General features: G+C 61.9%; 21 protein-coding genes and 1 pseudogene. 8 read left to right on the top strand and 14 right to left on the bottom strand.

What is annotated here, in order from left to right; translation table 11 throughout:
• Nucleotides 1–60 precede the first annotated feature (60 nt).
• Nucleotides 61–1,626, bottom strand: a complete 1,566-nt coding sequence (locus tag VNX23_RS02090) for a hypothetical protein (protein ID WP_325627478.1) — start codon at nt 1,624–1,626, stop codon at nt 61–63.
• A gap of 225 nt (nt 1,627–1,851) precedes the next feature.
• Nucleotides 1,852–2,925, bottom strand: coding sequence for a hypothetical protein (locus VNX23_RS02085; protein ID WP_325627476.1), 1,074 nt, complete (start codon nt 2,923–2,925; stop codon nt 1,852–1,854).
• Nucleotides 2,926–3,179: 254 nt separating this feature from the next.
• On the opposite strand from VNX23_RS02085, the gene VNX23_RS02080 reads away from it, so the two are divergent.
• The 3 genes from VNX23_RS02080 to VNX23_RS02070 all read left to right on the top strand — a co-directional run bounded on the left by VNX23_RS02080 (nt 3,180) and on the right by VNX23_RS02070 (nt 5,205).
• Nucleotides 3,180–3,551: a cyclic nucleotide-binding domain-containing protein gene (locus VNX23_RS02080; RefSeq protein ID WP_325627474.1), complete on the top strand. Its 372-nt coding sequence runs from the start codon at nt 3,180–3,182 to the stop codon at nt 3,549–3,551.
• A complete protein-coding gene (locus VNX23_RS02075) occupies nt 3,548–4,360 on the top strand; it encodes an MBL fold metallo-hydrolase (protein ID WP_325627472.1) in 813 nt (270 codons plus the stop codon). Before VNX23_RS02080 ends, VNX23_RS02075 begins: the two co-directional genes overlap by 4 nt.
• A gap of 230 nt (nt 4,361–4,590) precedes the next feature.
• Nucleotides 4,591–5,205, top strand: a complete 615-nt coding sequence (locus tag VNX23_RS02070; RefSeq protein ID WP_325627470.1) for a glutathione S-transferase family protein — start codon at nt 4,591–4,593, stop codon at nt 5,203–5,205.
• Nucleotides 5,206–5,438: 233 nt separating this feature from the next.
• Here VNX23_RS02070 and VNX23_RS02065 read toward each other — a convergent pair whose 3' ends face one another.
• The 5 genes and pseudogenes from VNX23_RS02065 to VNX23_RS02045 form a co-directional block, all read right to left on the bottom strand.
• Entirely contained in the window at nt 5,439–5,936 is a 498-nt protein-coding gene (locus tag VNX23_RS02065; protein ID WP_325627468.1) for a TPM domain-containing protein, read from the bottom strand.
• Nucleotides 5,937–5,942: 6 nt separating this feature from the next.
• Nucleotides 5,943–6,809, bottom strand: coding sequence for a YgcG family protein (locus VNX23_RS02060; protein WP_325627566.1), 867 nt, complete (start codon nt 6,807–6,809; stop codon nt 5,943–5,945).
• Between the two features lie 28 nt (nt 6,810–6,837).
• A complete protein-coding gene (locus VNX23_RS02055; protein WP_325627466.1) occupies nt 6,838–7,446 on the bottom strand; it encodes a LemA family protein in 609 nt (202 codons plus the stop codon).
• 248 nt (nt 7,447–7,694) lie between these two features.
• A complete protein-coding gene (locus VNX23_RS02050) occupies nt 7,695–10,022 on the bottom strand; it encodes a xanthine dehydrogenase family protein molybdopterin-binding subunit (RefSeq protein ID WP_325627464.1) in 2,328 nt (775 codons plus the stop codon).
• Nucleotides 10,023–10,241: 219 nt separating this feature from the next.
• Nucleotides 10,242–11,113 (bottom strand): annotated as a pseudogene (locus tag VNX23_RS02045) (dihydrodipicolinate synthase family protein).
• A gap of 391 nt (nt 11,114–11,504) precedes the next feature.
• On the opposite strand from VNX23_RS02045, the gene VNX23_RS02040 reads away from it, so the two are divergent.
• Nucleotides 11,505–12,095, top strand: coding sequence for a MarC family protein (locus VNX23_RS02040; RefSeq protein ID WP_325627462.1), 591 nt, complete (start codon nt 11,505–11,507; stop codon nt 12,093–12,095).
• A 192-nt stretch (nt 12,096–12,287) separates the two neighbouring features.
• Here the strand turns inward: VNX23_RS02040 and VNX23_RS02035 are convergent, their stop codons facing one another.
• Genes VNX23_RS02035 through dctP form a run of 3 tightly spaced genes read right to left on the bottom strand, consistent with a single transcriptional unit; the run spans nt 12,288 to nt 15,207 of the window.
• Nucleotides 12,288–13,568, bottom strand: a complete 1,281-nt coding sequence (locus VNX23_RS02035; RefSeq protein ID WP_325627460.1) for a TRAP transporter large permease — start codon at nt 13,566–13,568, stop codon at nt 12,288–12,290.
• Between the two features lie 22 nt (nt 13,569–13,590).
• Nucleotides 13,591–14,145 carry a TRAP transporter small permease gene (locus VNX23_RS02030; RefSeq protein ID WP_325627458.1) on the bottom strand — a complete coding sequence of 185 codons (555 nt, stop codon included), beginning with the start codon at nt 14,143–14,145 and terminating at the stop codon, nt 13,591–13,593.
• A 27-nt stretch (nt 14,146–14,172) separates the two neighbouring features.
• Nucleotides 14,173–15,207, bottom strand: coding sequence for a TRAP transporter substrate-binding protein DctP (gene dctP / locus VNX23_RS02025; protein WP_325627457.1), 1,035 nt, complete (start codon nt 15,205–15,207; stop codon nt 14,173–14,175).
• 229 nt (nt 15,208–15,436) lie between these two features.
• Here dctP and VNX23_RS02020 point away from each other — a divergent pair, with 229 nt between their 5' ends.
• A complete protein-coding gene (locus VNX23_RS02020; protein WP_325627456.1) occupies nt 15,437–16,438 on the top strand; it encodes a dienelactone hydrolase family protein in 1,002 nt (333 codons plus the stop codon).
• A 123-nt stretch (nt 16,439–16,561) separates the two neighbouring features.
• Here VNX23_RS02020 and VNX23_RS02015 read toward each other — a convergent pair whose 3' ends face one another.
• On the bottom strand, nt 16,562–16,933 hold the full coding sequence (locus VNX23_RS02015) for a VOC family protein (RefSeq protein ID WP_325627454.1): 372 nt from the start codon (nt 16,931–16,933) through the stop codon (nt 16,562–16,564).
• Nucleotides 16,934–17,295: 362 nt separating this feature from the next.
• Between VNX23_RS02015 and VNX23_RS02010 the strand changes: the two genes are divergently transcribed.
• Nucleotides 17,296–17,814: a Cache 3/Cache 2 fusion domain-containing protein gene (locus tag VNX23_RS02010; protein ID WP_325627452.1), complete on the top strand. Its 519-nt coding sequence runs from the start codon at nt 17,296–17,298 to the stop codon at nt 17,812–17,814.
• A 141-nt stretch (nt 17,815–17,955) separates the two neighbouring features.
• On the opposite strand, the gene VNX23_RS02005 is transcribed toward VNX23_RS02010, so the two are convergent.
• Nucleotides 17,956–18,528 carry a hypothetical protein gene (locus tag VNX23_RS02005; protein WP_325627450.1) on the bottom strand — a complete coding sequence of 191 codons (573 nt, stop codon included), beginning with the start codon at nt 18,526–18,528 and terminating at the stop codon, nt 17,956–17,958.
• A 223-nt stretch (nt 18,529–18,751) separates the two neighbouring features.
• Here VNX23_RS02005 and VNX23_RS02000 point away from each other — a divergent pair, with 223 nt between their 5' ends.
• Entirely contained in the window at nt 18,752–20,062 is a 1,311-nt protein-coding gene (locus tag VNX23_RS02000; protein WP_325627448.1) for a tyrosine-type recombinase/integrase, read from the top strand.
• A gap of 564 nt (nt 20,063–20,626) precedes the next feature.
• Here the strand turns inward: VNX23_RS02000 and VNX23_RS01995 are convergent.
• A complete protein-coding gene (locus tag VNX23_RS01995; protein ID WP_325627446.1) occupies nt 20,627–20,839 on the bottom strand; it encodes an Ig-like domain-containing protein in 213 nt (70 codons plus the stop codon).
• A gap of 350 nt (nt 20,840–21,189) precedes the next feature.
• Nucleotides 21,190–21,441: a hypothetical protein gene (locus VNX23_RS01990; protein ID WP_325627444.1), complete on the bottom strand. Its 252-nt coding sequence runs from the start codon at nt 21,439–21,441 to the stop codon at nt 21,190–21,192.
• An 854-nt stretch (nt 21,442–22,295) separates the two neighbouring features.
• On the opposite strand from VNX23_RS01990, the gene VNX23_RS01985 reads away from it, so the two are divergent.
• Nucleotides 22,296–22,583, top strand: a complete 288-nt coding sequence (locus VNX23_RS01985) for a hypothetical protein (RefSeq protein ID WP_325627442.1) — start codon at nt 22,296–22,298, stop codon at nt 22,581–22,583.
• Nucleotides 22,584–22,730 lie beyond the last annotated feature (147 nt).

The following is a 22,730-nucleotide window of genomic DNA, read 5'->3' as shown; positions in this document are numbered from 1 at the left end:
CTGTCATCGGGCGCGCATTCGCGCGACCCGTTGGCTCGCAATGACGGCGTGGGGGACTTGTCACCGATTTCCCACAAAACACATTCCCATCCGCGAGACGTCGCTCATGACCTGGCAGGCGAGACCTTTGGAGCAGGTCCACGATTTGAAGCTGCGGTCGCTCTCGGCGGCGTTGACACCCGGGCTGTAACAGGGCGCGCCCCAGCCGTCCTCGTATTCGGTGCCGGCGAGTTCACGGCTGCCGCGCAATTGCGGCCGGCTGGAAAATCCGCGCGAATAGTCCACCGGCCCGTCATCGCGGATCGAAGCCAGAATGCTGCGGCGGCGGACCTGATCGCCGAAGAAATGCGGTGAGCCCGGCACCACGGTCGAGTTGGAGGGATTGGCCGCCATCCAGTCGACGCCCGGGAAATGGAAACCGCCGATGCCGCGGCTCTGATGGCATCCCGCGCAAGTGATGTCGTTGAGACGGCGCTCGAAGCCCGCGACTGAGCGAATGTTCTGCAAGTTCACGCCACGCGCCGCTGCCTTTTCCAGTGCTGTGACGACGTCGCCGGCGGCAAATACGGCAGCCGCGCTCCCCTCGCCCTCCACCAGACCGAAGGCCGGTTGCAGGGTGGAGGGTGAAAAGCCGACCGGGGTCGGCGCGATCGCGCGCCTTGCCAAAAAATCTTTCGGAATAACGATCGTGCCGCGGTCAAGCTCGGCAAAATGCGTTGGCTCGAGCACCCACGCCTTGAATTCGCGCTTCAGCTTCTCGTCGGCAAGGATCTTCTCGCGGTCGATCTGATTTTCGAGCGTCGCCTCCTCGAAGGCGCGTGTCCCTTCGTTATAATCAAAAACCTTCAGGAGATAGTCGGCGCGGAAATCACCCTTCGCCGAACTCGACGGGTGCGCGATCTGAAGATTGGTCTCCAGGCGGTCGATGTTGGCAGGCGCGATCAGTTCCAGCGGGCCACCGTTTGCGGTCAGTCTTTCCGCGAGCGCAGCGCCGGTCAGTGTCGCCTCGCCTGCGGCCAACCAGCGACGCGCGATCTCGGCGCAGCTGAGCGCTGCTCCCTTGCCATCCACAGCATGGTCGGGTCTTGCCTTGAGCACGATATTGAGCGTCATCGGAAGTCGCGGCGAGATCAAATGATCGCCGACCGGAGCCGCATCGACCTCGACCAGGCGATAGATCAGCCGGATCTCTCCGCAATTTTCCTTCGACAGGTACGCGCGGTCCATCCGGTTGACGATTCCCGCCAAAACGAAACGCGTCGAAGCGGAATAGAGTTTTTCGCGATCGAACAACTGAACATCGAACTTCTCTCCGACGCCGATGGTCTTTTCGGGAGAGGCGACCTTGTGCTCTTCAACGTATCGCTCGAACTCCTCGTCGAGCGCCTTGCGGAGGGGACGAAGCGCAGGCAGAGCGAACAGCCCGCTGTCGTTCAGCGCCTCGTCTGCCGACCGGTCCGGGACCAGCATGCGCCCAAGGCCAAACCGGTCGCGATCAAGTTCGCGCAGCGCGAGGGGATCGGTGATCGCCGCGCCGCGTTCGAGCGCAGGCGCGCTCTGGGCCTCTGACAGCGCAAGGCAAAGCAGAACCAATATGACGGCAGGAACTCGCAACAGTCGGACCATATCGTGACAAACACCGTGGCAAAAATCTCATTCCACGATAGCGGTCTGACCATGCGAAGTCATGGCCCGGCTTTTGACCGGGCCAGAGGGAAGCTCGAAGTTCAACCAAACGAACCTCGTACGCGCGGCCATGCTATGTCAGGAAAACAGTCCAACCGAACCGTTGGTTCGCACGAAGATCAACATCATCGGCTGCGCTTCACATTGCGGTGAAGCGCGGTGATGTTATCGCGCGACGATCAGGCCCCGGCTGGTCACGACCACCCAGCGGCCGTCCTGGCGGCGGATGGCATCGACCCGGCCCAGGCCGGGAACCGGATCGCCGGCATATACCTCGTAGATGCCGCGCCGGCCTTCGATCAGCGCACCCCCGTAGGCGACATCGCGCAGCACCCAGCCTTCAACCGTCGGCAACCGGCCCACTTCGGTCTTGGGTAGGGCTGGCGTTGGCGTGATCGAGCCGGTCACATCCTTGACGGCGGTGGTCGTGGCCGGGGCGGCAATCGGCGGCGGTGCGGGCAAAGGCACGGGCGCCGCGCGGAGTTTTTCCACCGCTTCGCTCAGTCTTGTAAGCCTGGCCGTCGGCTCGGCTTGCGCCTTTTCGATCCTGTCGAGGCGATCGCCGGCCTTGTGGAACTGGTTGGCGGCGAGTTTGGAATTGTTTTCAAGGCTCACCTTCAGCGCGAGGATTTCGGCATCGATCCGCGCCACGGACGCTTCAAGCGCGTGATTGCCGTTTGTGATTTGGCCACCGGTGCGCATCAGCGCAGCGGTTGCCATCGCGCCGCCAACCGCGCCGGCCACCGTCGCCACCACCACGACCGCCGCAACGGCCGCGATGCGGCGCTCGTCGAACGTCCGCTCGCGCTTTTGGGATTGCGAACGGGCGCCATCATGCGTCCCGTCACGATTCCGGGGTGCCAGCACGAGGAACTTGCCGGCGGCGCGAGGTGCTTCCGCTTCCGCTTCCGCGGCGGCAGGGGCATCGGTGGCGGCATCGGCGGGGGACATTTCGGCAACTTCTGCGCCAGCGCCTGCCGCATCTTCGTTTACGACCTGTGCCGCCTCGCAGGCGACCGCCTCCGCGATCTCCACCTCCACGACCGGCTCGTCGACCAGAGGTGATTCAAGATCGGCCGGCTGCAGCGATACCGGTGCCTCGACCAACCCTTTCGCCGGTTCTTGCGTCATTTCCCCGACGCTGTCAGCTGCCACCTCATGGTTCGGTTCCGACAAGCCGCAGGGGGCCGGCTGGATGCTGAGTGAACCACTGGTCTGTTTGGCCTTTTCTTCATCCATGATCACAATCTCCAGAATTGATTGACCATTTGGTAACCTGATTTCTTGCCAAATCGTTAATGGTCGACCCTCTTACGGAACTTTAAGGAAACCTCGGGGGATGCGGCTTTCAACTTAAGCCGTATCCGCCCGGTCGTTTGCAGCGCCGCCTTTCCCGACTAACATGCTTTCGCGGAAGTATGCTTGCGGGTCGAAGTTCCCGCGTGGCGTGCGTTTCGAAAACGGAACATGGCCGCAAGGGGCGCGGGGTCACCATGGCCATCGAAAAATGCATCGACGAATTTGAGGTCGACGAGATCATTTTCGAGGAAGGCTCGACCGGGCGCGAACTGTTCGTCGTGCTCGACGGCAGGGTCGACATCGCCAAGGTCAACGGCGCCGGCAAGACCGTGATCGTTACGCTCGGCAAGGGCGAGTTTTTCGGCGAGATGGCGGTGATCGACGGATCGTCCCGCTCGGCGACCGCGATTGCGGCCGCGCCCGGGACCCGCGTGATGCGGATCAACCATGCCCGCTTCGTCTATCTGGTCAGCCAGCAACCCGCGTTCGCGCTGATGGTCATGGATGCGCTGAGCAAGCGGCTGCGCGCGTCCAACGCTGTCAATTTCGGGACCGGCAATCCATGAGCGACCGCAAGCCGAGTCCGTTTCCGATCCTCCTGAACAACGACATCTGCTCGCTGATCCAGGCGGCCGAGAACGTCTACCAGGTCCGCTTCAAGAACCGCGGCGCCAACGCTTATCTGGTGAGGGGAAAATCCAGAACCATCATGATCGACGTCGGACTGTCCTCGGACTATCCCTCGCTTCTGGAATGTCTGCATCACCTCGACTGCCCACCGGAAAAAATCGATATCGTGGTGCTGAGCCATGAGCATATCGATCACATCGGCGCGGCCTGGCATTTCGGCGGCCGCACCCTGATCGCCGCGCATCGCCTTGCCTCCAACAAGATCATGCTGCGCGATGATTTCTCGATGCTGCGCAAGATGTTCAACGAGCCGAACGTGCCGATCAATGTCGATATCTGGCTGGAGGAAGGCAATTTGCTCGACATCGGCGATTTCCGCCTCGACGTGATGCACACGCCGGGCCACACTTCCGCGTGCATTAGCCTGTTCGATCAGGGTAGCGGGTTGCTTTTCGCCGCCGACACGCTGATGCCCGGCGGCGTGATGGGCGGGGTGTTCGGATCGGGCAGCATCAGCGACTACATCCACTCGCTTGAGCGGCTCAAGGGCCTGAATTCGAACATCCTGCTGTCTGGCCACGGCCGGCTTTCCGACACGCCACAGAAAGACGTCAGGATCGCGATCCAGCGGTCGCATGCGCTGCTGTCTGACACCGGGCAGTTGTTCGACGCGCTCGACGCGCGGTCGAATTTCGAGCCGATCATGCAGTCGGTGCGCGACCTCAACAAGCTCGACGACAACTAGATCATGATGCGATCAAATGCAATCGCATCGTGATCCCATCTCTTTGTTTGAGCATGATCTCCGCGCAAACGCGTTTTCGCGTTTGTTAGCCAAGGGAAAGCCGGTTTCCACTTTGCGCCAGCGCGGCCCTTCGGGTCCGGATCATGCTCTAAAGCCTGGCCGTGAGGTTTGACAAGGGCGCCTGCGGTCTGCTCAAAGCAGAACGGCCGACACAAATGGGGGATCAGTTCATGAAGCTCTACGATTCGATCGGGCCAAACCCGCGCATTGTCCGCATGTTCATGGCGGAGAAGGGCATCGAAATGCCGAAACAGGCCGTCGACCTGCGCGGCGGCGAGAACCGGCAAGCCGACCATCTCAAGCGCAATCCGCACGGCCAGATGCCTGCTCTCGAGCTCGACGACGGCAGCTATCTTTCCGAGATCACCGCCATCTGCGAATATCTCGAAGAGAAGAAGCCGGAGCCGGCGATGATCGGACGCAACGCCGAAGAGCGCGCCGAGTGCCGGATGTGGACGCGCCGCGTCGACCTCAATATCTGCGAGCACCTTGCCAACGGCTACCGCTTCGGCGAGGCGCTGGCATTTTTCGAAAAGCGGATTCCGGTGGCACCTGACGCCTCGCCGGGGCTGAAGATGATCGCGGCCAACCGCCTGCAATGGCTCGACGGCCAGATGGCGGACGGCAGGGAATATCTCTGCGGCAAGCGCTTCACGCTGGCCGACATCCTGCTCTATTGCTGGCTCGATTTCGGCAGTAAGGTCGGCCAGCCGCTCGATCCCGCCAATAGCAATCTCGCGGCGTGGTTTGAGCGTGTCGGCAAGCGCGCGTCGGCGAAGGCGTAGCTGAGCATCCTTTAGCTCGCCGTCAAAGCGAGTCTCTCCTTTCCGTCATGGCCGGGCTTGACCCGGCCATCCACGTCTTTGTCTCACGAATAGGAAGCAAGACGTGGATCACCGGGACAGGCCCGGTGATGACGACTTCCTTGAAGACGCTCCCTGGATTGCTTCGCGGAGCCGGTCTTTGGGCGCGGATTCGCGCGGCCCATTGGTTCGCAATGTCAGCACTATCTAAAATCTCAAAGCACCACCGGCGCGTCCGGAAGTTCGTTCGGACCCCTGCCGTGTTTCGGGAAATGCGCGGCAAGCTCACGCGAGACCGCCTGAATGCCCCGGATCACGCCGCCTGAGAAGTTGCCGGCCTTGAAGTCGTCTTCCATCGCCGTGCATATCTTCTGCCAGCCGGCAGCGCCGACCTTGGCATCAATGCCGCGATCGGCGATGATCTCGACGTCGTGGTCGGCGAGCAGAAGATAGATCAGCACGCCATTGTTGTGAGCGGTGTCCCATATCCGCAAGTGCGAAAAAATATCGAGCGCTCTTTCCCGCGCCGATTGGTTCCTGAACAGCGGCTTGCCGTCGAGCGCGCCTTCGACCACAAAGCGGACCTGGCCGGAATGCGTCGCCTCGCCCGTCTTGATCGCCTGCTCGATCAGCGAAAGCGCCTGCGGCGGAAAAATCCGCCTGGCCCGCCAGTGATGCTCGACGAGATGCTTGCCGATGCGCTTCATGCTCATGGTTGCCTACCAGCTTCCCGACGCGCCGCCGCCGCCGAAACCACCACCCCCGCCGGAAAATCCCCCGCCTCCACCCGAACTGCCCCCGGACCACGAACCGCCGCCGGAGACCCATCCGCCCCTGCCGCCGCCCGGCGAGGCCATGGTTTCGCCGAACATCGTCAGGAGGAAGGCAATGACACTGACAATGAGCGACGCCGCCAGCGATCCGGCGATGAACCAGGCCAACACGCCGACGACGCCACCCATGGTGAGCGCTCCCAGCAGCCTGCCCAGCACCGAGCGCAGGATACCGCCGAAGATCAGCAGGGCGAACAGCCAAAACGGATTGAGCAGATCGAAATTGTTCACCCAATCCGCATTTTGCCGCTGCGACACCGGCGCCGGCAGTTTCTCGCCGTCGATCACCGCGATCATCTTGTCGACGCCGGCCGAAATGCCGCCGGCGAAATCGCCGCTTCGGAATTTCGGCACGACGATTTCGTTGATGATGCGGCTGGCCGTGGCGTCGGTGAGCGAACCCTCGAGCCCATAGCCGACCTCGATGCGAAGCTTGCGGTCGTTCTTGGCAACGACCAGCAAGGCGCCATCGTCGATTCTTCTTCGGCCGATTTTCCAGGCTTCCGCCGCGCGAATCGAAAATTGCTCGATGGTCTCGGGCTCGGTGGTCGGCACGATCAGCACCGCGACCTGGCTGCCCTTGCGCGTTTCAAGATCCTTGAGCTTTTGCGTTAGCGACGAGATGTCGCCAGCCGACAACGTACCGGTCTGGTCGACCACGCGTCCCGACAGCGGCGGCACGGCGACATCGGCCAGCGCCACGAAGGCCCAGCACACCAGAAGCGCGAGAAGGGATGCTCTTGCAGAGACCATCATCGCGAGCCAGCTCCGCTCGCTGGAGTTACTTCGCTGGTGCCGGCGAGGGGTTGAAATCCACTTTCGGCGCGGTCGAGATTTCCTTTTCGTTGTCGACCGTGAAATTCGCCTTCTCCTTGTATCCGAACATCATCGCGGTCAGGTTGTTCGGGAAGGTTCGGATGCCGACGTTGTAATCCTGCACCGACTTGATGTAGCGATTGCGCGCCACCGTGATGCGGTTCTCGGTGCCTTCGAGCTGCGACATCAGATCGCGAAACAGCGCATCCGATTTGAGCTGCGGATAATTCTCGGTCACCACCAGAAGCCGCGACAGCGCGCTCGAAAGCTCGCCCTGGGCCTGCTGGAATTTGGCGAATGCGCCGGGATCGTTGATGGTTTCCGGCGTCGCCTGGACGCTGCCGACCTTGGCGCGCGCGTTGGTCACGCCCAAGAGCACGTCCTTCTCCTGCTGCGCAAAACCCTTCACCGAGTTGACCAGGTTGGGCACGAGATCGGCGCGCCGCTGATATTGGTTCAAAACCTCGGACCAGGCCGATTTGACCTGCTCGTCATTGGACTGAATCGTGTTGTAGCCGCAATTGGTGAGGCTCAGCATCGCCAGCGCCGCCAGCATCGTCCATAATTTGCGCATCGCATCCCTCCTGCTTGACTGCAGTGCAGGGTATCAGAACGATGTGACAGCGAACACCGTCATTCAACGGTGCCTGACAACCAATTGGAAATGGTAGTGCAATCGTCATGGCCGGGCTTGACCCGGCCATCCACGACTTTCATCGCGCATGAGACCAAGACGTGGATGCCCGGGCATAGGCGAGCGGAAGCGACGCCGTTCTTCGAACGGCTATGCCCGGGCATGACGGGGGACCCGCTATTTGCGCGTCAACCACCCGCCGCCCTTGCGTCCCGTATCGCCTGCCAGACCTTCATGGGCGACAAGGGCGTGGTGATCGATTTGATGCCGAGATCGCTCAGCGCATCCATCACGCCATTGGTGATGCAGGGCGGTCCGCCGATCGCACCCGATTCGCCGCAACCCTTGGCACCCAACGGGTTGGTGCGGCAGGGCGCGGAATCGTCGAGCGTGACGGCGATAGGCGGGATGTCGCCGGCGCGGGGCAGGCAGTAATCCTGATAGCTCGCGGTCAGCAACTGGCCTTCCGCGTCGTAGGCCACGGCCTCATACAGCGCCTGCCCGATACCCTGCGCGACGCCGCCGTGAACCTGTCCCGTCACCAGCATCGGATTGACGGCGACGCCGACGTCGTCGACCGTCGTGTAGCGCACCACGCGCGTGATGCCGGTCTCGGGATCGATCTCGACCTCGCAGATATGCGTGCCATTCGGCCAGCTTGGCCCGTCGACTTCGCCTTCGCTGTCGACGCTCAGCTTGCCGCCTTTTTCCTTTTCTGCGATCTCGAACAGGCCGACGCGCTTGTCGGTGCCGACCACGGTGAGAAAGCCGTCGCGATATTCGATATCGCCAATGGCGGCCTCGAGCAGATGCGAGGCTTTGTCGCGCGCGCTTGCGATCAGATCATTCGCCGAGACCGCCACGGCCGTGCCGCCAACGAAAAGCGAGCGCGAACCGACGCTGCCGAATCCAACTGCGAGATCGGTGTCGCCCTGCACCACGTCGATCCGCTCCAGCGGAATGCCGAGCGATGCCGCGATCATTTGCGAATAGGCGGTTTGCAGCCCCTGCCCCATCGCCTGCGTGCCCGAATGCAGGACGATGCGCCCTTCGGCGGTCGCATGCAGGCTGACTTTCTCGGTGTGGGCACGCCCGCCGGTCCATTCGATATAACTTGTCAGGCCGCGGCCATAGAGCAGGCCCTTTTTCTTCGCCGCCCGCTTGCGCGCGGCAAAACCATCCCAATCGGCGAGCTTGGCGGAGCGGTCGAGCATGTGCGCGAACGCGCCGGAATCGTACACCTGGCCAACGGGATTGGTGTAAGGCATTTGCGTCGGCTTGATGAAATTGACTTTACGAATAGCGCGTGGATCGATCCCGATCTGGCGCGCGGCGGCATCCATCAACCGCTCCACGACGAACACGCCCTCGGGCCGTCCCGCGCCGCGATAGGCGCCCACCGGCGCCGTGTGTGTCATCACCGCCTTGACCTCGTAGTGCACCAGCGGCAGGTCGTACACGCCCGACTGCACGAACGGCCCAAGCACCAGCGGAATGATGGCGCCGGCGCCCGACAGATAGGCGCCGGTGCCGCCGATCGAGCGCACCCGATAGGCCAGCACGCGGCCTTTGGCGTCGAGCGCCATCTCGGCGGTTGACGTCAGGTCGCGGCCGTGGGTGCCGCCGACGAACTCGTCGGTGCGGTCGCCGCGCCAGCGCACCTTGCGATTCAGCTTGGTTGCGGCATAAGCCACCAGCGCGTCTTCCGGATAAAGCCCGGTCTTCTGACCGAAGCCGCCGCCGATATCGCCGACCAGCACGCGCACGCTTTCCTTCGGCCGCTTCAGCACGGCATCCGCAAGCAGATCGCGCGTCGAACCCGGCGTCTGCGATTGCACATGCAACAGAAGGCGGCCGCTCTTCTTCTCGACTTCGGCAATGGATGAGCGCGGCTCCATGGCGGAAGGGACCAGGCGCTGGCTGACGACTTCGAGCGAGACGACATGGGCGGCCTTGGCGAACGCCGCTTCCACCGCGGCCGCGTCACCATAGCTCATCGCCGCCGCGACATTGTCGGGCGCGCCCTCCCACACCACCGGCGCACCTTCTTGGGTGGCGGCGACGGGATCGACCGCCGCCGGCAGCACTTCATATTCGACCGCGATCGCTTCGGTTGCTTCCTGCGCCGCGACACGCGATTTTGCCACCACGGCCGCCACCGCTTCGCCAGCAAAGCGCACCACCCCATGGGCCAGCAAGCGGCGCGGCGGCACATTCATCGGCGAACCGTCGGGCCGCTGAAAAACCATCAAGGTCGGAAGCGTGCCGACATCGTCGGCGACGAGATCTGCGCCGGTATAGACGGCAACCACGTCGGCCATGCCGGCGGCCGGCCGGGTGTCAACCGACACGATCTTCGCATGGGCATGCGGCGAGCGCAGCACATGCAGCCACAGCGCGCCATCTTCCGGCTTGTCGTCGAGAAACTGGCCCTTTCCGGTGAGCAGCCTTTGATCCTCAAGGCGCTTGACGGGCTGGCCCGCACCGAAACGCATATTGCCGGGAAGAATGTTCATCCGCTGTATCCTTCGAGTCCGTTCTTGTTAGGGTTCTCTTAGCGGATCGAGACGGAGGAGGCCAAGCCCTGCAGCACGAATCGTCATGCCCGGCCTTGTGCCGGGCATCCACGTCTTGGTGTTCTGTCACGCCAAAAAAGTCGTGGATGGCCGGGTCACAGGCGAGCGGAAGCGACGCCGTTCTTCGAGCGGCTATGCCCGGCCATGACGAGAGTCCCCTCACCCCACCTCCCGCAACACCGCCTCGACCACCTTGCGCTCCTCCGCCGACAGCGCCGCCTGCGGCGGCACTGGATCGCCGACCTCATAGCCCTGGATGGCGAGGGCGGCCTTGATGCAGGCGGCGAGGTTGTAGCGCGCGAAAGCTTCGTTGACGCGCCATAGTCTGCGTTGCAGCGCCATCGCGTCGTCCCAGCGCTTCCCCTTGCAGAGATTATAGAGCTCGACGCTTTGCCGTGGAATGATGCAGGCCGGTCCCGCCATCCCACGCCGCCGATCAGCATCACCGCGGCCGGGATGTGGGCGGAAGCCGAGAACACGCCGATTGCATCGCCACAGCGATTGATGATCGACAGCAACCGCCCGGTATTGGTGGATGCGTCCTTGATGTATTGAATGCGCGGATGGGCCGAAAGCCGCGCGATGCAGTCAAGCGAAAGGTCGGAGCGCTGGAATTGCGGATTGGTGTAGATCACGACGGGAATGTCGACCGCATCCGCGACGCTGCGAAAATAGGATTCGACCTGCGCATCGGTCAGCGGAAAATATGCTTCCAGAATCGCCAAAATGCCATCGGCGCCGAGCTTTTGGTACGATTTCGCCTGCGCCACCGCATCCCAAGTCGAGGTCGAGGCGACGCCGGCGACCACGGGAACGCGGCCGCGTGCCGCCTCGATCGTCGCCTGCACGATGTCGGAGCGCTGCGCATTGTTCAGGTAGGCAAATTCGCCGGTCGAGCCGAGTGGCGTCAATCCGTGCACGCCGGAGGCGATGAGATCCTCGCACAGACGGCCGAGCACGCGGTCGCGGACCCGCCCGTCGGCGTCGACGGGCGAAACCAGATAGGGAAAGACGCCGTGGAAATCAGGCATGGTGAGATTGTTCCAAATCCGAGGTTAGCCGATGCCGACATTTCGCTTGGACAGGAAGGCGGGCTGAATTCTCTCAATGGTCATGTTGCTTTCCCTGAGGCCGCTGAACAGGCTATCCGCCGATAGAGAACGACACAAGACGGTCCAACTCAGCCGATAAACCGGTTACGCATCCACCACTGTCGTGATCCATGCTGAACTACGTGACTTCATCCTTTGTCACGCTAGTGGTCCGATTCTAACATTCGCCTCCCATTGCTGCAGGCACTCTTGCGAATGTTAGAATCAGAGGACCACTAGCAAATATAGGATTCCAGTGGAGTTTAGGATTTGACATTCGCGTTGCGAGCTTGCGGCTAGGTGGGTCGCGAATGTCAAATCCACTCCACTGGTGCTCGTGATCGATCCGATCGGGCTCGCGCCCGCTTTCATCGCGCTCACGCAGGGGCTTGAAGTTACGCAAAAGCGCGCGCTCGCGTTGCGCTCCTCCGTCATTGCCGCAGCGATCCTGATCGTGACCGCGCTGCTCGGCAACTGGTTCCTGGCGCAGCTTCGCATTGGACTTGCGGCCTTCCAGATTTCCGGCGGCATCCTGCTGTTCGGCGTGGCGACGCGGATGATCTTTGGCGAACACATGCGCCAGGAGAGCCGCGAAGCCGAGAGCGCCGCGCGCGAGAAAATCGCCGATCTTGCCGCCTTCCCGCTCGCGATCCCCTTGATCGCGGGTCCCGGCGCCATTACCGCCACGCTGCTGCTGGCGAGCCGCACCGGTGGCGATCCCTCGCTCCTCCTCGCGCTGGTCCTGATCATTGCCGCGGTTGCGCTCGCCTCGGCCCTGTCGTTTCTGCTCGCGGGGCAATTGGCACGCGTGCTGGGACGGACTGGCAATATCGTGCTGGCGCGGCTGCTCGGCATCGTGCTCGCCGCGTTCGCCACGCAGTTCGTCGTGGACGGGATCAAAAGCGCGTTTCGCTGGGAGTGAGGCGCGCCTTCCATGAACATGGTGAGACTAAATTGAACGATCGCGGCAACGGAAGGTGCGCCCCCTCTCCCGTTGGGAGAGGAGTTGGGGTGAGGGGTTACGATCTCTCGTGAGAGCAATGGCCCCTCACCCGATTTGCTACGCAAATTCACCTCTCCCCGGCGGGGAGAGGTGAAACAAGATCATCCGGATCTAGTTCCCGTACACTGCGTGCGGCAGCCACAGCGTGAGCGCGGGTACGTAGGTGATGATCATCAGGACGATCAGCAGCAGAATGAGGAACGGCAGAACGCCGCGCACGACCTCGCCGATCGGCGCATGCGAAATCGTGGATAACACGAACAGGTTCAATCCGACCGGCGGATGCACCAGCGCGATCTCCATGTTGTGGGTGAAAATGATCGAGAAATGCACCGGATCGACGCCGAGCGCGGGCAGCACCGGCGCCAGGATCGGCAGCACCAGGAGCAACGTCGCGATGACCTCGAGGAAGCAGCCGAGCACGAGCAGCAGCACATTGATCGCGAGCAGGAACTGCCACGGCGCCATGTTGCGCGCCAAAACCCACTTGACGAGTTCCGCCGGGATGCCGGAGGCCGTCATCCAGTGACCGAAGGCCAATGCGGTGGCGACGATCAGCATGATCGCGCCGGCGCTTTTCAGCGCATCGGCCACCACCCACAACGTTTCCGACCAGTGGAAGCCCCGGTAATAGGCGAGACTTACCGTGAGCGATACCACCGCGGCAATGGCGGCTGCTTCGGTCACGGTGACGACCCCGCCATAAATGCCGACGAGCACGATCGCCGGCACGATCAGGGCGGGAATCGCCCTCGCCGTCACCCGAACGCGTTCGGCGAACGGCAGCGTCGGCTCGACCGGGAATTTGCGCCGCCGCGCGTCGTACCAGACCCAGCCGAAGAATACCGCGGCCTGCAACAGGCCCGGCAACACGCCGGCCAGAAACAGGCGCGGCACCGATTGTTCGGCGACGATGCCGTACAGGATCAGCGCCAGCGAAGGCGGGATGACGATGCCGATGGTGCCGGAGGCGCCGACCACGCCGAGCGCGAAACTGCGCGGATAGCCTTTCTCGATCATGGCCGGGAGCAGAATCGTTCCCATCGCGAGCGCGGTCGCCACCGAAGAGCCGGAGATCGCCGCAAACAGCGTGCAGGCGACGACTGTCACAAGCCCGAGCGAACCGCGGATACCGCCGAGCCAGGCGGCGGAAAAGTCCACCAGCGCCTTAGCGACGCCGCCATGACGCATGAAGGTCGCCGCCATCACGAACAAGGGCAGCGACATCAGCGTCGGCGAATTGAGATGATCGATGATGACCTGCGCGACGCCGATCAGTGGCTCACCGGAGGCAAAGTAGAGAACCGCAGCGCACAGTCCGAGCACGAGGAAGATCGGCATTCCAACGGCGAGAAGGCCGAAGAACAGCACCAGAAACAAAATCAACAGCATGACCGGTCGCGCCCGCCCCCCACTAGACTTGCGGCGGAGAAGGGCTCGATCCGCCGGCTTGTTCGTGCGCGGGGATATGACCGACCGTCATGGTTTGCGGATCAAAAGCAAAAAGATAGCGGTAGAGCCTGATCAGATAACGCCCCGTCATGAGCACGGCCCCGGTCGGGACCGCTGCCGAGTAAATCCACATCGGAAACTGCAGGTCCGATGAACTGCGTTCGTCCAGCTCCCACGAGGTCTCAACGATGCTCCAGCCGTACCAGGCTAGACCAGCGCAAAACAAAAGCGCAGCGATGCAATTGGTCACCTCCATCCAGCGCTGGGCGCGCGGCGGCACGGCCCTGAGCAGAAGATCGGGCCGGACGTGACCATCGGTGCGCACAAGCTGGGACGCGGCGAGCATGATGCCCCAGACGACCAGGTAGACGATCACTTCTTCCGCCCAGGAAATGGCATAGCGCGGGGCGACATAACGCCCGACGACCTGCACCAACCCGACCAGCATCGCGAGCGCGCCCAGCAGGCCGATCAGAACCCGCTCGGCCCTGTCCCACCACGGATCGCGCAAAGGCAAATTCCCTTCGGGTTATTTCTGTCGGTATCAGCTGTGACTGGCGACGGTATCGTTCACGAGCTTGACGATGTCGGGTGAAAGCTTGGCGTCGCGAATGAGATCGGCTTGCGCCGCAATCATGCGCTTGCGATCGGTGGCCAGTTGCTCGGCTGAGGGATCGACAAACGTGACGCCGTGCGACTTCATGGTTTCGCGGGCGTCGGCTTGCGATTTTGCCGACATTGCCCGGTAGCGCGCGATGTTGGCCGCCCAGACATCGCGCATCAATTTCCGCTCGGCGTCACCAAGCTTCGACCAGAAGCCATCGCTGACCATCGGCACGTAATTGCCGAAGAACTGGTGATCGGCGTAGGAATATCTGACGCCGGCTTCCCAGAGCTTGGCCGACGTACAGCTCTCGTCGGTGCTGACAAAACCGTCGAAGGTGCCTTGCGACAAAGCGAGCGGCACGTTCGGCCAGGGCGTGACGTTCGGGATTGCGCGCACCAACGCGATGCGCCAGGAGATCCCCGCGCCTCCGGGGCTGCGGATCTTCAATCCGCTGAAATCATCGAGGGTCTGAATCGGCTTCCTGGTCGTGTACCAGTTCTCGAAGCCGAGTTCGAGCCAGTGCCCGAGGATGTGCGAGCGCAGCTTGGCCTCGATCTGCTTTCCGACAAGTTCGCCCGGCGCGCCGTCGCTGCAACGGCGAAACACGTCGATCGAGGGACTGTAGAGGGCCGGCAACTGGCAGAAGTCGCTGTCGGGCACGAGCCCCGTCATGGTCCAGGTGCCGGGAGCGGCCATGTCGATCTGGCCCTGGATCAAGGCTTTGGTGACATTGAGATCGGCGAACAGCTGGCCGGAGTGGAACAGTTCGGACTTGATCTTGCCGTTGCTCGCTTGGTCGAGCTTGTCGAGATAGTCTGTTATCGCCTGGTTGCGCGGGTGTGAAGGCGCCGTATCGAGCGAGCAGCGCAGCTTGATCACGTCCTGCGCGAACACTTTGCGGGAAAGACAGGGCGTCGCCAATATGCCCGCCGCACCTTTGACGAAGGCGCGCCGACTGGTTTCCAAAGCCATCGTTTCCTCCCGACCTGTTTTTCCCGCCTATTGCGGGTCAAGGATTGCGCCTGTCTTGCAGGTTTGCAACTGGAATCCAGGCGATCTCGATCGATACCTTCGGATGGGACGGTCGGGCGTCCCGTCCCTTCCGCAAGGCGTCATAGCCAGTTGGCGCTGAAAGAGCCGAGCCTCCACAGCGAGCACAAAAGTGCTACAAATAATTGGCAAGCTGGTCCAGGAGGAACAGATGAACCCAACCAAGTTCAGGTCATGGCTTCTTTCGATCCCCCTCGCGATGACGTTGGGCCTCTTCATCAACCTGCCGAGCCAGGCCCATGCACAGGCGCGGATAGAAATTCGCCCGATAGAGACGATCACGCTCAGCACGCCGCAATTCCTGACCGGTGACAGCAGCGGCAACTCCACCGTGCTGGGCGGAGAACTGCGTATTCCGAGGCCCGGGACCGACAGGCTTCCGGCCGTCATCCTGGTCCACGGATCGGGAGGACTTGGGTCGACCCATGAACGATGGATTCAGGAACTCAACGGCGCTGGTGTGGCCACTTTTGTTGTCGACAGCTTCTCCGGACGCGGCATCAACAACACGATCGACGATCAGTCGCAGCTCGCTACGCTTGCGATGATGGTCGATGCTTATCGGGCGTTAGCAACGCTGGCCCAACATCCTCGGATCGATACGAACCGCATCGCCGTGATGGGCTTTTCAAAGGGCGCGGTGGCGGCCGTTTATTCCAGCAACGAGCGATTCCGGAAAATGTACGGTCCGCCAAACCTGCAATTCGCCGCGCATATCGGCCTCTATACACCGTGCAACGTCACCCTGAAGGATGACGACAAGGTCACCGGAAAGCCGATACGTCTTTTCCATGGCATCGCCGATGATTGGGTCTCCATCGAGCCGTGCCGCGACTACGTTGCCCGTCTGAAAAAGTCCGGTGCAGACGTGGTTCTGACCGAATTTCCGGGTGCGTATCACGCTTTCGACGCCTTCATGCTGAAGCAGCCGCTGAAACTTCAGCGGGCACAGACCACGCGCAACTGCCGGCTTGTTGAAGGTGAGAACGGGGAGATTTTGAACAGCAGGACGGGCAAGCATTTCGATCTGAACGATCCATGCGTCGAGCGGGGAACGACGGTGGCCTATGACGAAGCGGCCACCATCGCCACGACGCAAGCGGTGAAGGAGCTTCTTGCCGGCACCACCGTCGGCGCGCTGAACCGGAATTGAGGGTCAGGTCCGTTCTGTTGTTATCGCTTTCCATGCAGCGCGTGCCGCGGCCACAGCGCGGCGGCGATACGCCGGGCAGCACCGCTTCATGGGAAGTAAATGCGCGCCCAGAGCGCCTCCTGATCAACCGGCACTTGAATCCGGCTGGAAAACGCCGAACGTGTTTCCTTCCGTATCGAGAAAATAGCCCTGCCAGCAGACGCCGGGCACCGCGAACTTCGGAAGCGCAATACTGCCGCCATGTTTGATGATCGCATCGGCCACCTGGTCGAAGCTGGTCGCCTCAAACGAACAAACATAGGCGTTCGTTCCACTATGGGCAGGTGGCGCGGGTGCGGGACGTCTGAGAAGACCGCCGCGGCCCTCGCCGGTTTCGATGCGCCAGTACTCAACCGGCGTGCCTTGCGCCTTCGTGAACTTCCAGGCGAAGACATCCGTATAGAAACGCTTGGCGCGGTCGGTCTGGTCTGCCTGGATTTCGAAGTAGATGCCCATGGTCGCCACACTCCTTGTTCTCTCGCCTCAATCGGGTCGGTAGCGAGGTCACAGCAGTTCGAAACCAGCGCGATATCCGTCCCGCTCCTCGATAGAGCGCGAAAGCGTGGAGTGAGGACGGCATCACCCGCGACGTTTCGTCCCATCGCTGAACTTTGAGTCTGCCTTGGCGCATAAACATCGTGGGCGAATATTTGACAGCTCCAGCAAAAATCACTGCGATAGCGAATGCGTCTGTTTGGTCAGGGAAAGCTCGCGAAAAGCGAGCTGACGACACGCTTTAACCTCCAATGAAAAAACTCCAGCGGTCAATTCTGAGATCACGCAGATGGAATTGTTCCGTTCTCAGAGGAGGGAAGCTCATGAAAATCACGCAAATCAAACTCGCTGTTCTGGCGCTCGCGTGCGTCGCTGCGCTTGCGCTTCTGCCGCGGAGTGGCCTGGCTCAGGACGAAAGGGTGAGGTCCGCAATGCAGCTCCTGGAATCCATGGCGACCCAACTTGGTCCGGCCAAAGTCGAGGGTACCGATACTGTCGCGGGCAAGGAGGTGCCCGCAATCTATTTCGGCTCCACCAGGATGAACAACAATTTCGAACTGGTTGATGAGGTGGCGAAGAAGACACGCGGCACGGCCACGATCTTCGTCAAGCAGGGCAACGAGTATGTGCGCGTCGCGACCAACGTTAAAAAGGATGATGGCTCCCGCGCCATCGGCACCGTCCTGGACCCCGCGGGCAAGGCCATCGAGTCCATCAGGAAGGACGAGCCGTTCTATGGCGAGGCTGACATTCTCGGCAAACCCTACATCACCGGATACAAGCCGATCCTCGACGCTTCGAAAAAGACGATCGGCATCTACTACGTCGGTTACCTGAAGTAACGCGCGCCCCCTGATTCATCGCTTGCGCGCTCAAGGCGCCGTGCGGAGAGTTTTCGCGCGGCGCTTCGTGACGAGGTCGTTAGCTTTCATAACGAAAGCTGCTCCACCAGATCCGTTAGCAGGACAACAAAGAGGCGCGCGTCAGCGGCGAGCGCCGAAATAAAGCGGTGTAGCGCCGGGCGGCAGCGAGGAATTGATGTCGCTGTCGATGCGGCCGCCCTGCTGGGCGAAACCGACCGCGAGCGACAGGCTGAGATTTGAGGTGGGGCGGAATTCGACGCCGGCATGCGCGCCGTAGCCGGGCGCCGAGCTCGACGACAAGGAGTCGAAACCGGCCAAAGGACTGCCGATGCCGGTGTTGTATTTCAACGTGTCGAAACCGGCATAGACCGTGACGGGCGCGCTTTTGAAATTGTAACCGAACTGCACGCCTTCGTATGCGAATGATGTGCTTCCCCATGCTCCGCCCGGGCTGAAACTGTTGATGGCAAGACCCAACCCGCCGCGCTCGCCGCCGACAAACCAGCCGTTCGGCAGGTTGTAGCGCGACGAGAAGCTGTCTGTGGCCTCGCTGCCGCCAAATCCGGCCGAGTTGAGGCTTGGTGGCCAGGTCGAGGTCCAATATGGCAGAGCCTGGGCGTGGACCGCACGCACGTCGAGACAAAGCACTGCCAAGGCGAGCGCTAGACCCAAGCTGCGGAAGACCATCGACATCTGCGCCACCGCCAAGTGTTTAGATGCAAAAGGGTTCAGACATCGAGACATGGCGCTCCCAAGGGGAATCGAACCCCTGTTTCAGCCTTGAGAGAGTTGTAACCCGGACGTTGGCGGACGTCCATGGACGTCCACAAACTAAATAGTATCAATTGCTTAAGTCGCCTGCGTCCGCTAGAGTCCATTGCGATTTTCTCCCGTCTGTTGGAGAAAAGTTGAAGAAATGGAACAAAGCCGGATGGCGCGCACGGCCCGCAATTCCTTCCTCGAAAGCCGAACCGCGCGCGCGCGATTGCGGATTCGCCGCACGCCGTATTTCGCAAAAATCGCGAAGGGTCTGCGGCTCGGTTATTACCGTGGCGCTGTCGCCGGCTCATGGATCGCCCGCTGCTATCGCGGCGCCGGCGTCTACGCCACCGAGGCGCTTGGTGTCGCCGACGACACGGTTGATGCCGATGGCATCAAGGTGCTCGACTACTGGCAGGCCCAGGAACAGGCACGGCGCTGGGGCGAGCGGCAGCGGCTGATTGCCGAAGGCATGGTCCGCGAAGGCACCTACTCCGTCGCCGACACCGTGAAGGACTATCTCGCCGAAATCACTGCCGAGAAAAGCCCGACTGCCGTGCGCGGGGCGAAGTATGTGTTCGATGCCTGGATCCTGCCGGAGCTTGGCGCCATCCAGATCGAAAAACTGACCACCGAGCGCATCAACCGATGGCGCAACAAGCTGGCGACCCAGCCCAAGCGGGTTCGCAGCAAGCGGACCGCGACCGAGCCGGCCACTCGCGCGACTGCCGACGACGAGGATGCCCGCCGGGCGCGCAAGGCCACCACCAACCGCATCCTCACGATGCTGAAGGCCGCGCTCAACCGCGCCTTCCAGGCCGACCGCGTCTCCTCCGACGGCGCCTGGCGTAAGGTAAAACCCTTTGGAAAGGTCGACGAAGCCGTGGTGCGCTATCTCAGCGCGGCCGAGGCGCGCCGGCTGGTCGACGCCTGCCCCGGGGAATTCCGCAAGCTGGTGCAGGCCGCAATGCTGACCGGCTGCCGCTATTCCGAACTCGCCCGCCTGAAATGCGCAAATTTCAACAGCGACAGTGGCACGTTGGCGATCCGCCTCAGCAAGGGAAAAATCCGTCACGTCGTGCTGACCGACGAAGCCAAGGGGTCGTTTGCCGGCTGGACCAAGAACAAGAGCCCATCCGATCATGTGTTCCTGCGCGACGACGGCGGCGTCTGGGGCACCTCGCACCAGAAGCGGCCGCTCGACGAGGCCAGCGAGCGGGCCGCAATCTCGCCGCCGGTGAATTTCCACATCCTGCGCCATACCCATGGATCGCTTCTTGCCATGAGCGGCGTCCCGATGGGCGTCGTCGCCGCGCAGCTCGGCCATGCCGACACCCGCATGACCGAAAAACACTATGCCCACCTGGCACCGAGCTATGTCGCACAAACCATCCGAGCGAATTTTCCGGTGCTTGGCATTGGCGACGGCGCCGAGGTGATCCCGCTGCGCCGCGCCAACAAGGCGTGACATGAAAGCCGGCGTTGCTCGGGTGGACGTCGGGTTTCCGAACAGTAGAGAAACCACCGGACTTGCCTGGGTTGCCAACTCGACGATCGATACTGACCCGGCGGGATCATCCTGGCCGAAGCGAAGCCATTCCCTGCCCCGAAACGTCCGGATTTCTATCGTGGCACTCGACGCTGCCATCGTTCCGAAACACAACTATGATACGACCCGCGGTTGCGAGCGGGTGTTCTACGGAGGCGCCAACACCCTGCATGACCGAAAAGCATTACGCCCACTTGGCACCGTCCTACGTCGCGCAGACTATTCGGGCGAATTTCCCCGTGCTCAGGTTGTCCGACGGCGCTGACGTGATCCCGACGCGCCGCGCCAATAAAGCGTGAGCCCATGCGCAGTCGACGAGACCACACTATGGCTTCCGCCTAATGCCCGGGCTACTCGGATTAAGGCCGTTCCAGACTGCTCGCCTAACCGCCGCTGGCCCGGCGACATTGACGGTCACCGCCGCCGCCCCCGCCGCCACCGCGACATTGCCGGCCGCGTCAGTCGCGCCGCCCGCCACCAGACTCAGCGCCACGGCCCCGGACGCCAGCCTCGGCTCGGATTGACCACGATGGTGTAGTGGCTGGAATCCACCGGCGATACGCTCGCCACCGTGCCGTCGGTCGCGGTGAGGCTGCTGGCCGAGACTCCCGTCACCGCCTCGGTGAAGGTCGCGGTGAAACTGATCGGGCCATTGGTCACCACTGCCTTTCGCTGGTGACCTTTGGCGTGTAACATATGTTCTGTTAAGTGGTGATTCGCGGGCCGTTTCCGTGATCTTGGACCGAGCGCTTCGGTCGTCGCACTTAATCCACCCTCCTGTTTCTCGAGCCGAGAATCGGTGGAGCAACCAACAGCGGTTATTGACCGGTGCGCGGCTTGCTTTGCCTTTTTTGCCGATCAGCCTCGAACCAGCGTCGATATCCGCCTCGCACACGGAGGTGGTTTTTGTTCGAGATCCAGACAAGTTCAAAGCAGCCAAATAAGCCCGAGAAGGTCCCCCAACCGGAACCGCAGTGCCATGCTCCGCAGAGGGCGATGAGCGTCGAAGCCTTCTGCGGGCGATATGCTGTTGGGAGGACATTGACCTACAGAGAAATCAAAGAAGGCCGCCTGCGGGCTCGGAAAATCGGCAGGCGGACGATCATCGCCGAGGACGACGCCGAAAACTGGTTAAAAAGCCTTCCACTTCTGAGGGCGAATTCATGAGCGCCTTCGCCTCGAATGTAAATCTGGGCGTTTTGCAAATCATGCTCCGGCATGTCCATCGCTTGGCCGGTTTCAGCGCCCATCTCGATCGCCGCGTTCCGATGGCTGCGCTTGACCGAAAACTTGAGCAAGTAAGTGCGAAGTAAGCAAGATTCGGTCACGCCGTACTCGACGTCCGAAGAGGCGGACGACTACCACTCTGTTGTCGTCGATCTGAACGACAATTGGCGGGTCATCTTGTGCGCAGCAGGCATCCAGTGGGTTTTGCAGCGCCGTACCGGAGAAAGGCACGGGAGAGCGCGCTGGGAGGGTCGGAGCTATTGCAGGACCGGCCAGGCTTTAAATCGGCTCTCCCGTAGGCACGCTGGCGCCATTGACCCCACCGCGGCCGCCCTCCTGGCCTCACTGCCAGAGCGGATCGAACGGAGGGCGCGGTCATGACCTGTCGCACGATTTCCGCACCGGCCGCGACCACCATCTACATCGATACTTCCTGACTGATCCATGGTGAGGATGAACGGCGCATGTGTGCCGTGTCCCCCGTGAAAGCAGCCGGGGCCGAACCATGGGATCATCGACCGTGGGGGGAGAAGCCGGGGAAAACCCGGTGTACGCCGAAAGAGCAAAGCGTGCAGAGCGAGGCACGCCGCGCCAGAGACCCGGCCCAGAAGGAGCCGGACGCAACGCATCGCCGGTCGATCAGTGATGCGTTGCCGCCGCCATTAAGCAATTACGAGGACACGATTAGGACCGACAGGATGACCCCGGCCCGCGCTCAACAAGTAATTGAGCAGATCGTAGATCGACGCGCGCCCGAAAGGGCCGGTGACGGTCTGTCTCAAGTGACAGAAACCAACGCAAACCCCGCCTTCTTCTTGTGGGAAGGCGAGGTGCGTCCACGGATCAGGTCGAACTCAGTGACAGGGGCGCCTTCACCGGAAGCGCGAAGCGAAACCTAAACACTCAATCAACTGGAGATGCAGAGATGCCCATTAGCGAACAAGAACTGAAGAACAGTGCCAAGAAGAATAGCTCCAAATCGCTGCCCGAGCGCGCACGCGAAGCTGAGGAGCAATGGCGTGCCGATCGTGGCCTGAGCCAGGGGTTGCATCGCAAGGGCAATGCGATAGCGCAGGAGCGTCGGCGGAGCGCTGAATGTCCGAAAGAGCCGAGGGCAAATGTCCGATATCGTCGCTATTGCAAAAAGCGGCTTGGCAAATTGGGCGCGGCATCCAAGGTGCGGGTCATTGATCCTGTTGGTGCGGTGATCTGACGAATTAGCTAATGCCTGCACTTAGAAACCAGCGCCAAGAACTATTCGCTCACGCCCTCGCTCAAGGCAAAACCGCGGATAAAGCATATGAAAACGCTGGTTATAGGCGCAACAGACACAATGCTTCCCGCTTGAAAACAAACGAAA

This window comes from Bradyrhizobium sp. (assembly GCF_035570375.1).
Classification (GTDB): Bacteria; Pseudomonadota; Alphaproteobacteria; order Rhizobiales; family Xanthobacteraceae; genus Bradyrhizobium.
The sequence above is the reverse complement of the archived record's forward strand: the minus strand, read 5'-3'. Positions and strand labels throughout refer to the sequence as shown.

Bases quoted from the DNA above. Each gene is read 5' to 3' on its own strand.
- VNX23_RS02090 (WP_325627478.1), bottom strand. From the start codon at position 1,626: ATGGTCCGACTGTTGCGAGTTCCTGCCGTCATATTGGTTCTGCTTTGC.
- VNX23_RS02085 (WP_325627476.1), bottom strand. From the start codon at position 2,925: ATGGATGAAGAAAAGGCCAAACAGACCAGTGGTTCACTCAGCATCCAG.
- VNX23_RS02080 (WP_325627474.1), top strand. From the start codon at position 3,180: ATGGCCATCGAAAAATGCATCGACGAATTTGAGGTCGACGAGATCATT.
- VNX23_RS02075 (WP_325627472.1), top strand. From the start codon at position 3,548: ATGAGCGACCGCAAGCCGAGTCCGTTTCCGATCCTCCTGAACAACGAC.
- VNX23_RS02070 (WP_325627470.1), top strand. From the start codon at position 4,591: ATGAAGCTCTACGATTCGATCGGGCCAAACCCGCGCATTGTCCGCATG.
- VNX23_RS02065 (WP_325627468.1), bottom strand. From the start codon at position 5,936: ATGAGCATGAAGCGCATCGGCAAGCATCTCGTCGAGCATCACTGGCGG.
- VNX23_RS02060 (WP_325627566.1), bottom strand. From the start codon at position 6,809: ATGGTCTCTGCAAGAGCATCCCTTCTCGCGCTTCTGGTGTGCTGGGCC.
- VNX23_RS02055 (WP_325627466.1), bottom strand. From the start codon at position 7,446: ATGCGCAAATTATGGACGATGCTGGCGGCGCTGGCGATGCTGAGCCTC.
- VNX23_RS02050 (WP_325627464.1), bottom strand. From the start codon at position 10,022: ATGAACATTCTTCCCGGCAATATGCGTTTCGGTGCGGGCCAGCCCGTC.
- VNX23_RS02035 (WP_325627460.1), bottom strand. From the start codon at position 13,568: ATGCTGTTGATTTTGTTTCTGGTGCTGTTCTTCGGCCTTCTCGCCGTT.
- dctP (WP_325627457.1), bottom strand. From the start codon at position 15,207: ATGGCTTTGGAAACCAGTCGGCGCGCCTTCGTCAAAGGTGCGGCGGGC.
- VNX23_RS02020 (WP_325627456.1), top strand. From the start codon at position 15,437: ATGAACCCAACCAAGTTCAGGTCATGGCTTCTTTCGATCCCCCTCGCG.
- VNX23_RS02015 (WP_325627454.1), bottom strand. From the start codon at position 16,933: ATGGGCATCTACTTCGAAATCCAGGCAGACCAGACCGACCGCGCCAAG.
- VNX23_RS02010 (WP_325627452.1), top strand. From the start codon at position 17,296: ATGAAAATCACGCAAATCAAACTCGCTGTTCTGGCGCTCGCGTGCGTC.
- VNX23_RS02005 (WP_325627450.1), bottom strand. From the start codon at position 18,528: ATGTCGATGGTCTTCCGCAGCTTGGGTCTAGCGCTCGCCTTGGCAGTG.
- VNX23_RS02000 (WP_325627448.1), top strand. From the start codon at position 18,752: ATGGAACAAAGCCGGATGGCGCGCACGGCCCGCAATTCCTTCCTCGAA.
- VNX23_RS01995 (WP_325627446.1), bottom strand. From the start codon at position 20,839: ATGTTACACGCCAAAGGTCACCAGCGAAAGGCAGTGGTGACCAATGGC.
- VNX23_RS01985 (WP_325627442.1), top strand. From the start codon at position 22,296: ATGCCCATTAGCGAACAAGAACTGAAGAACAGTGCCAAGAAGAATAGC.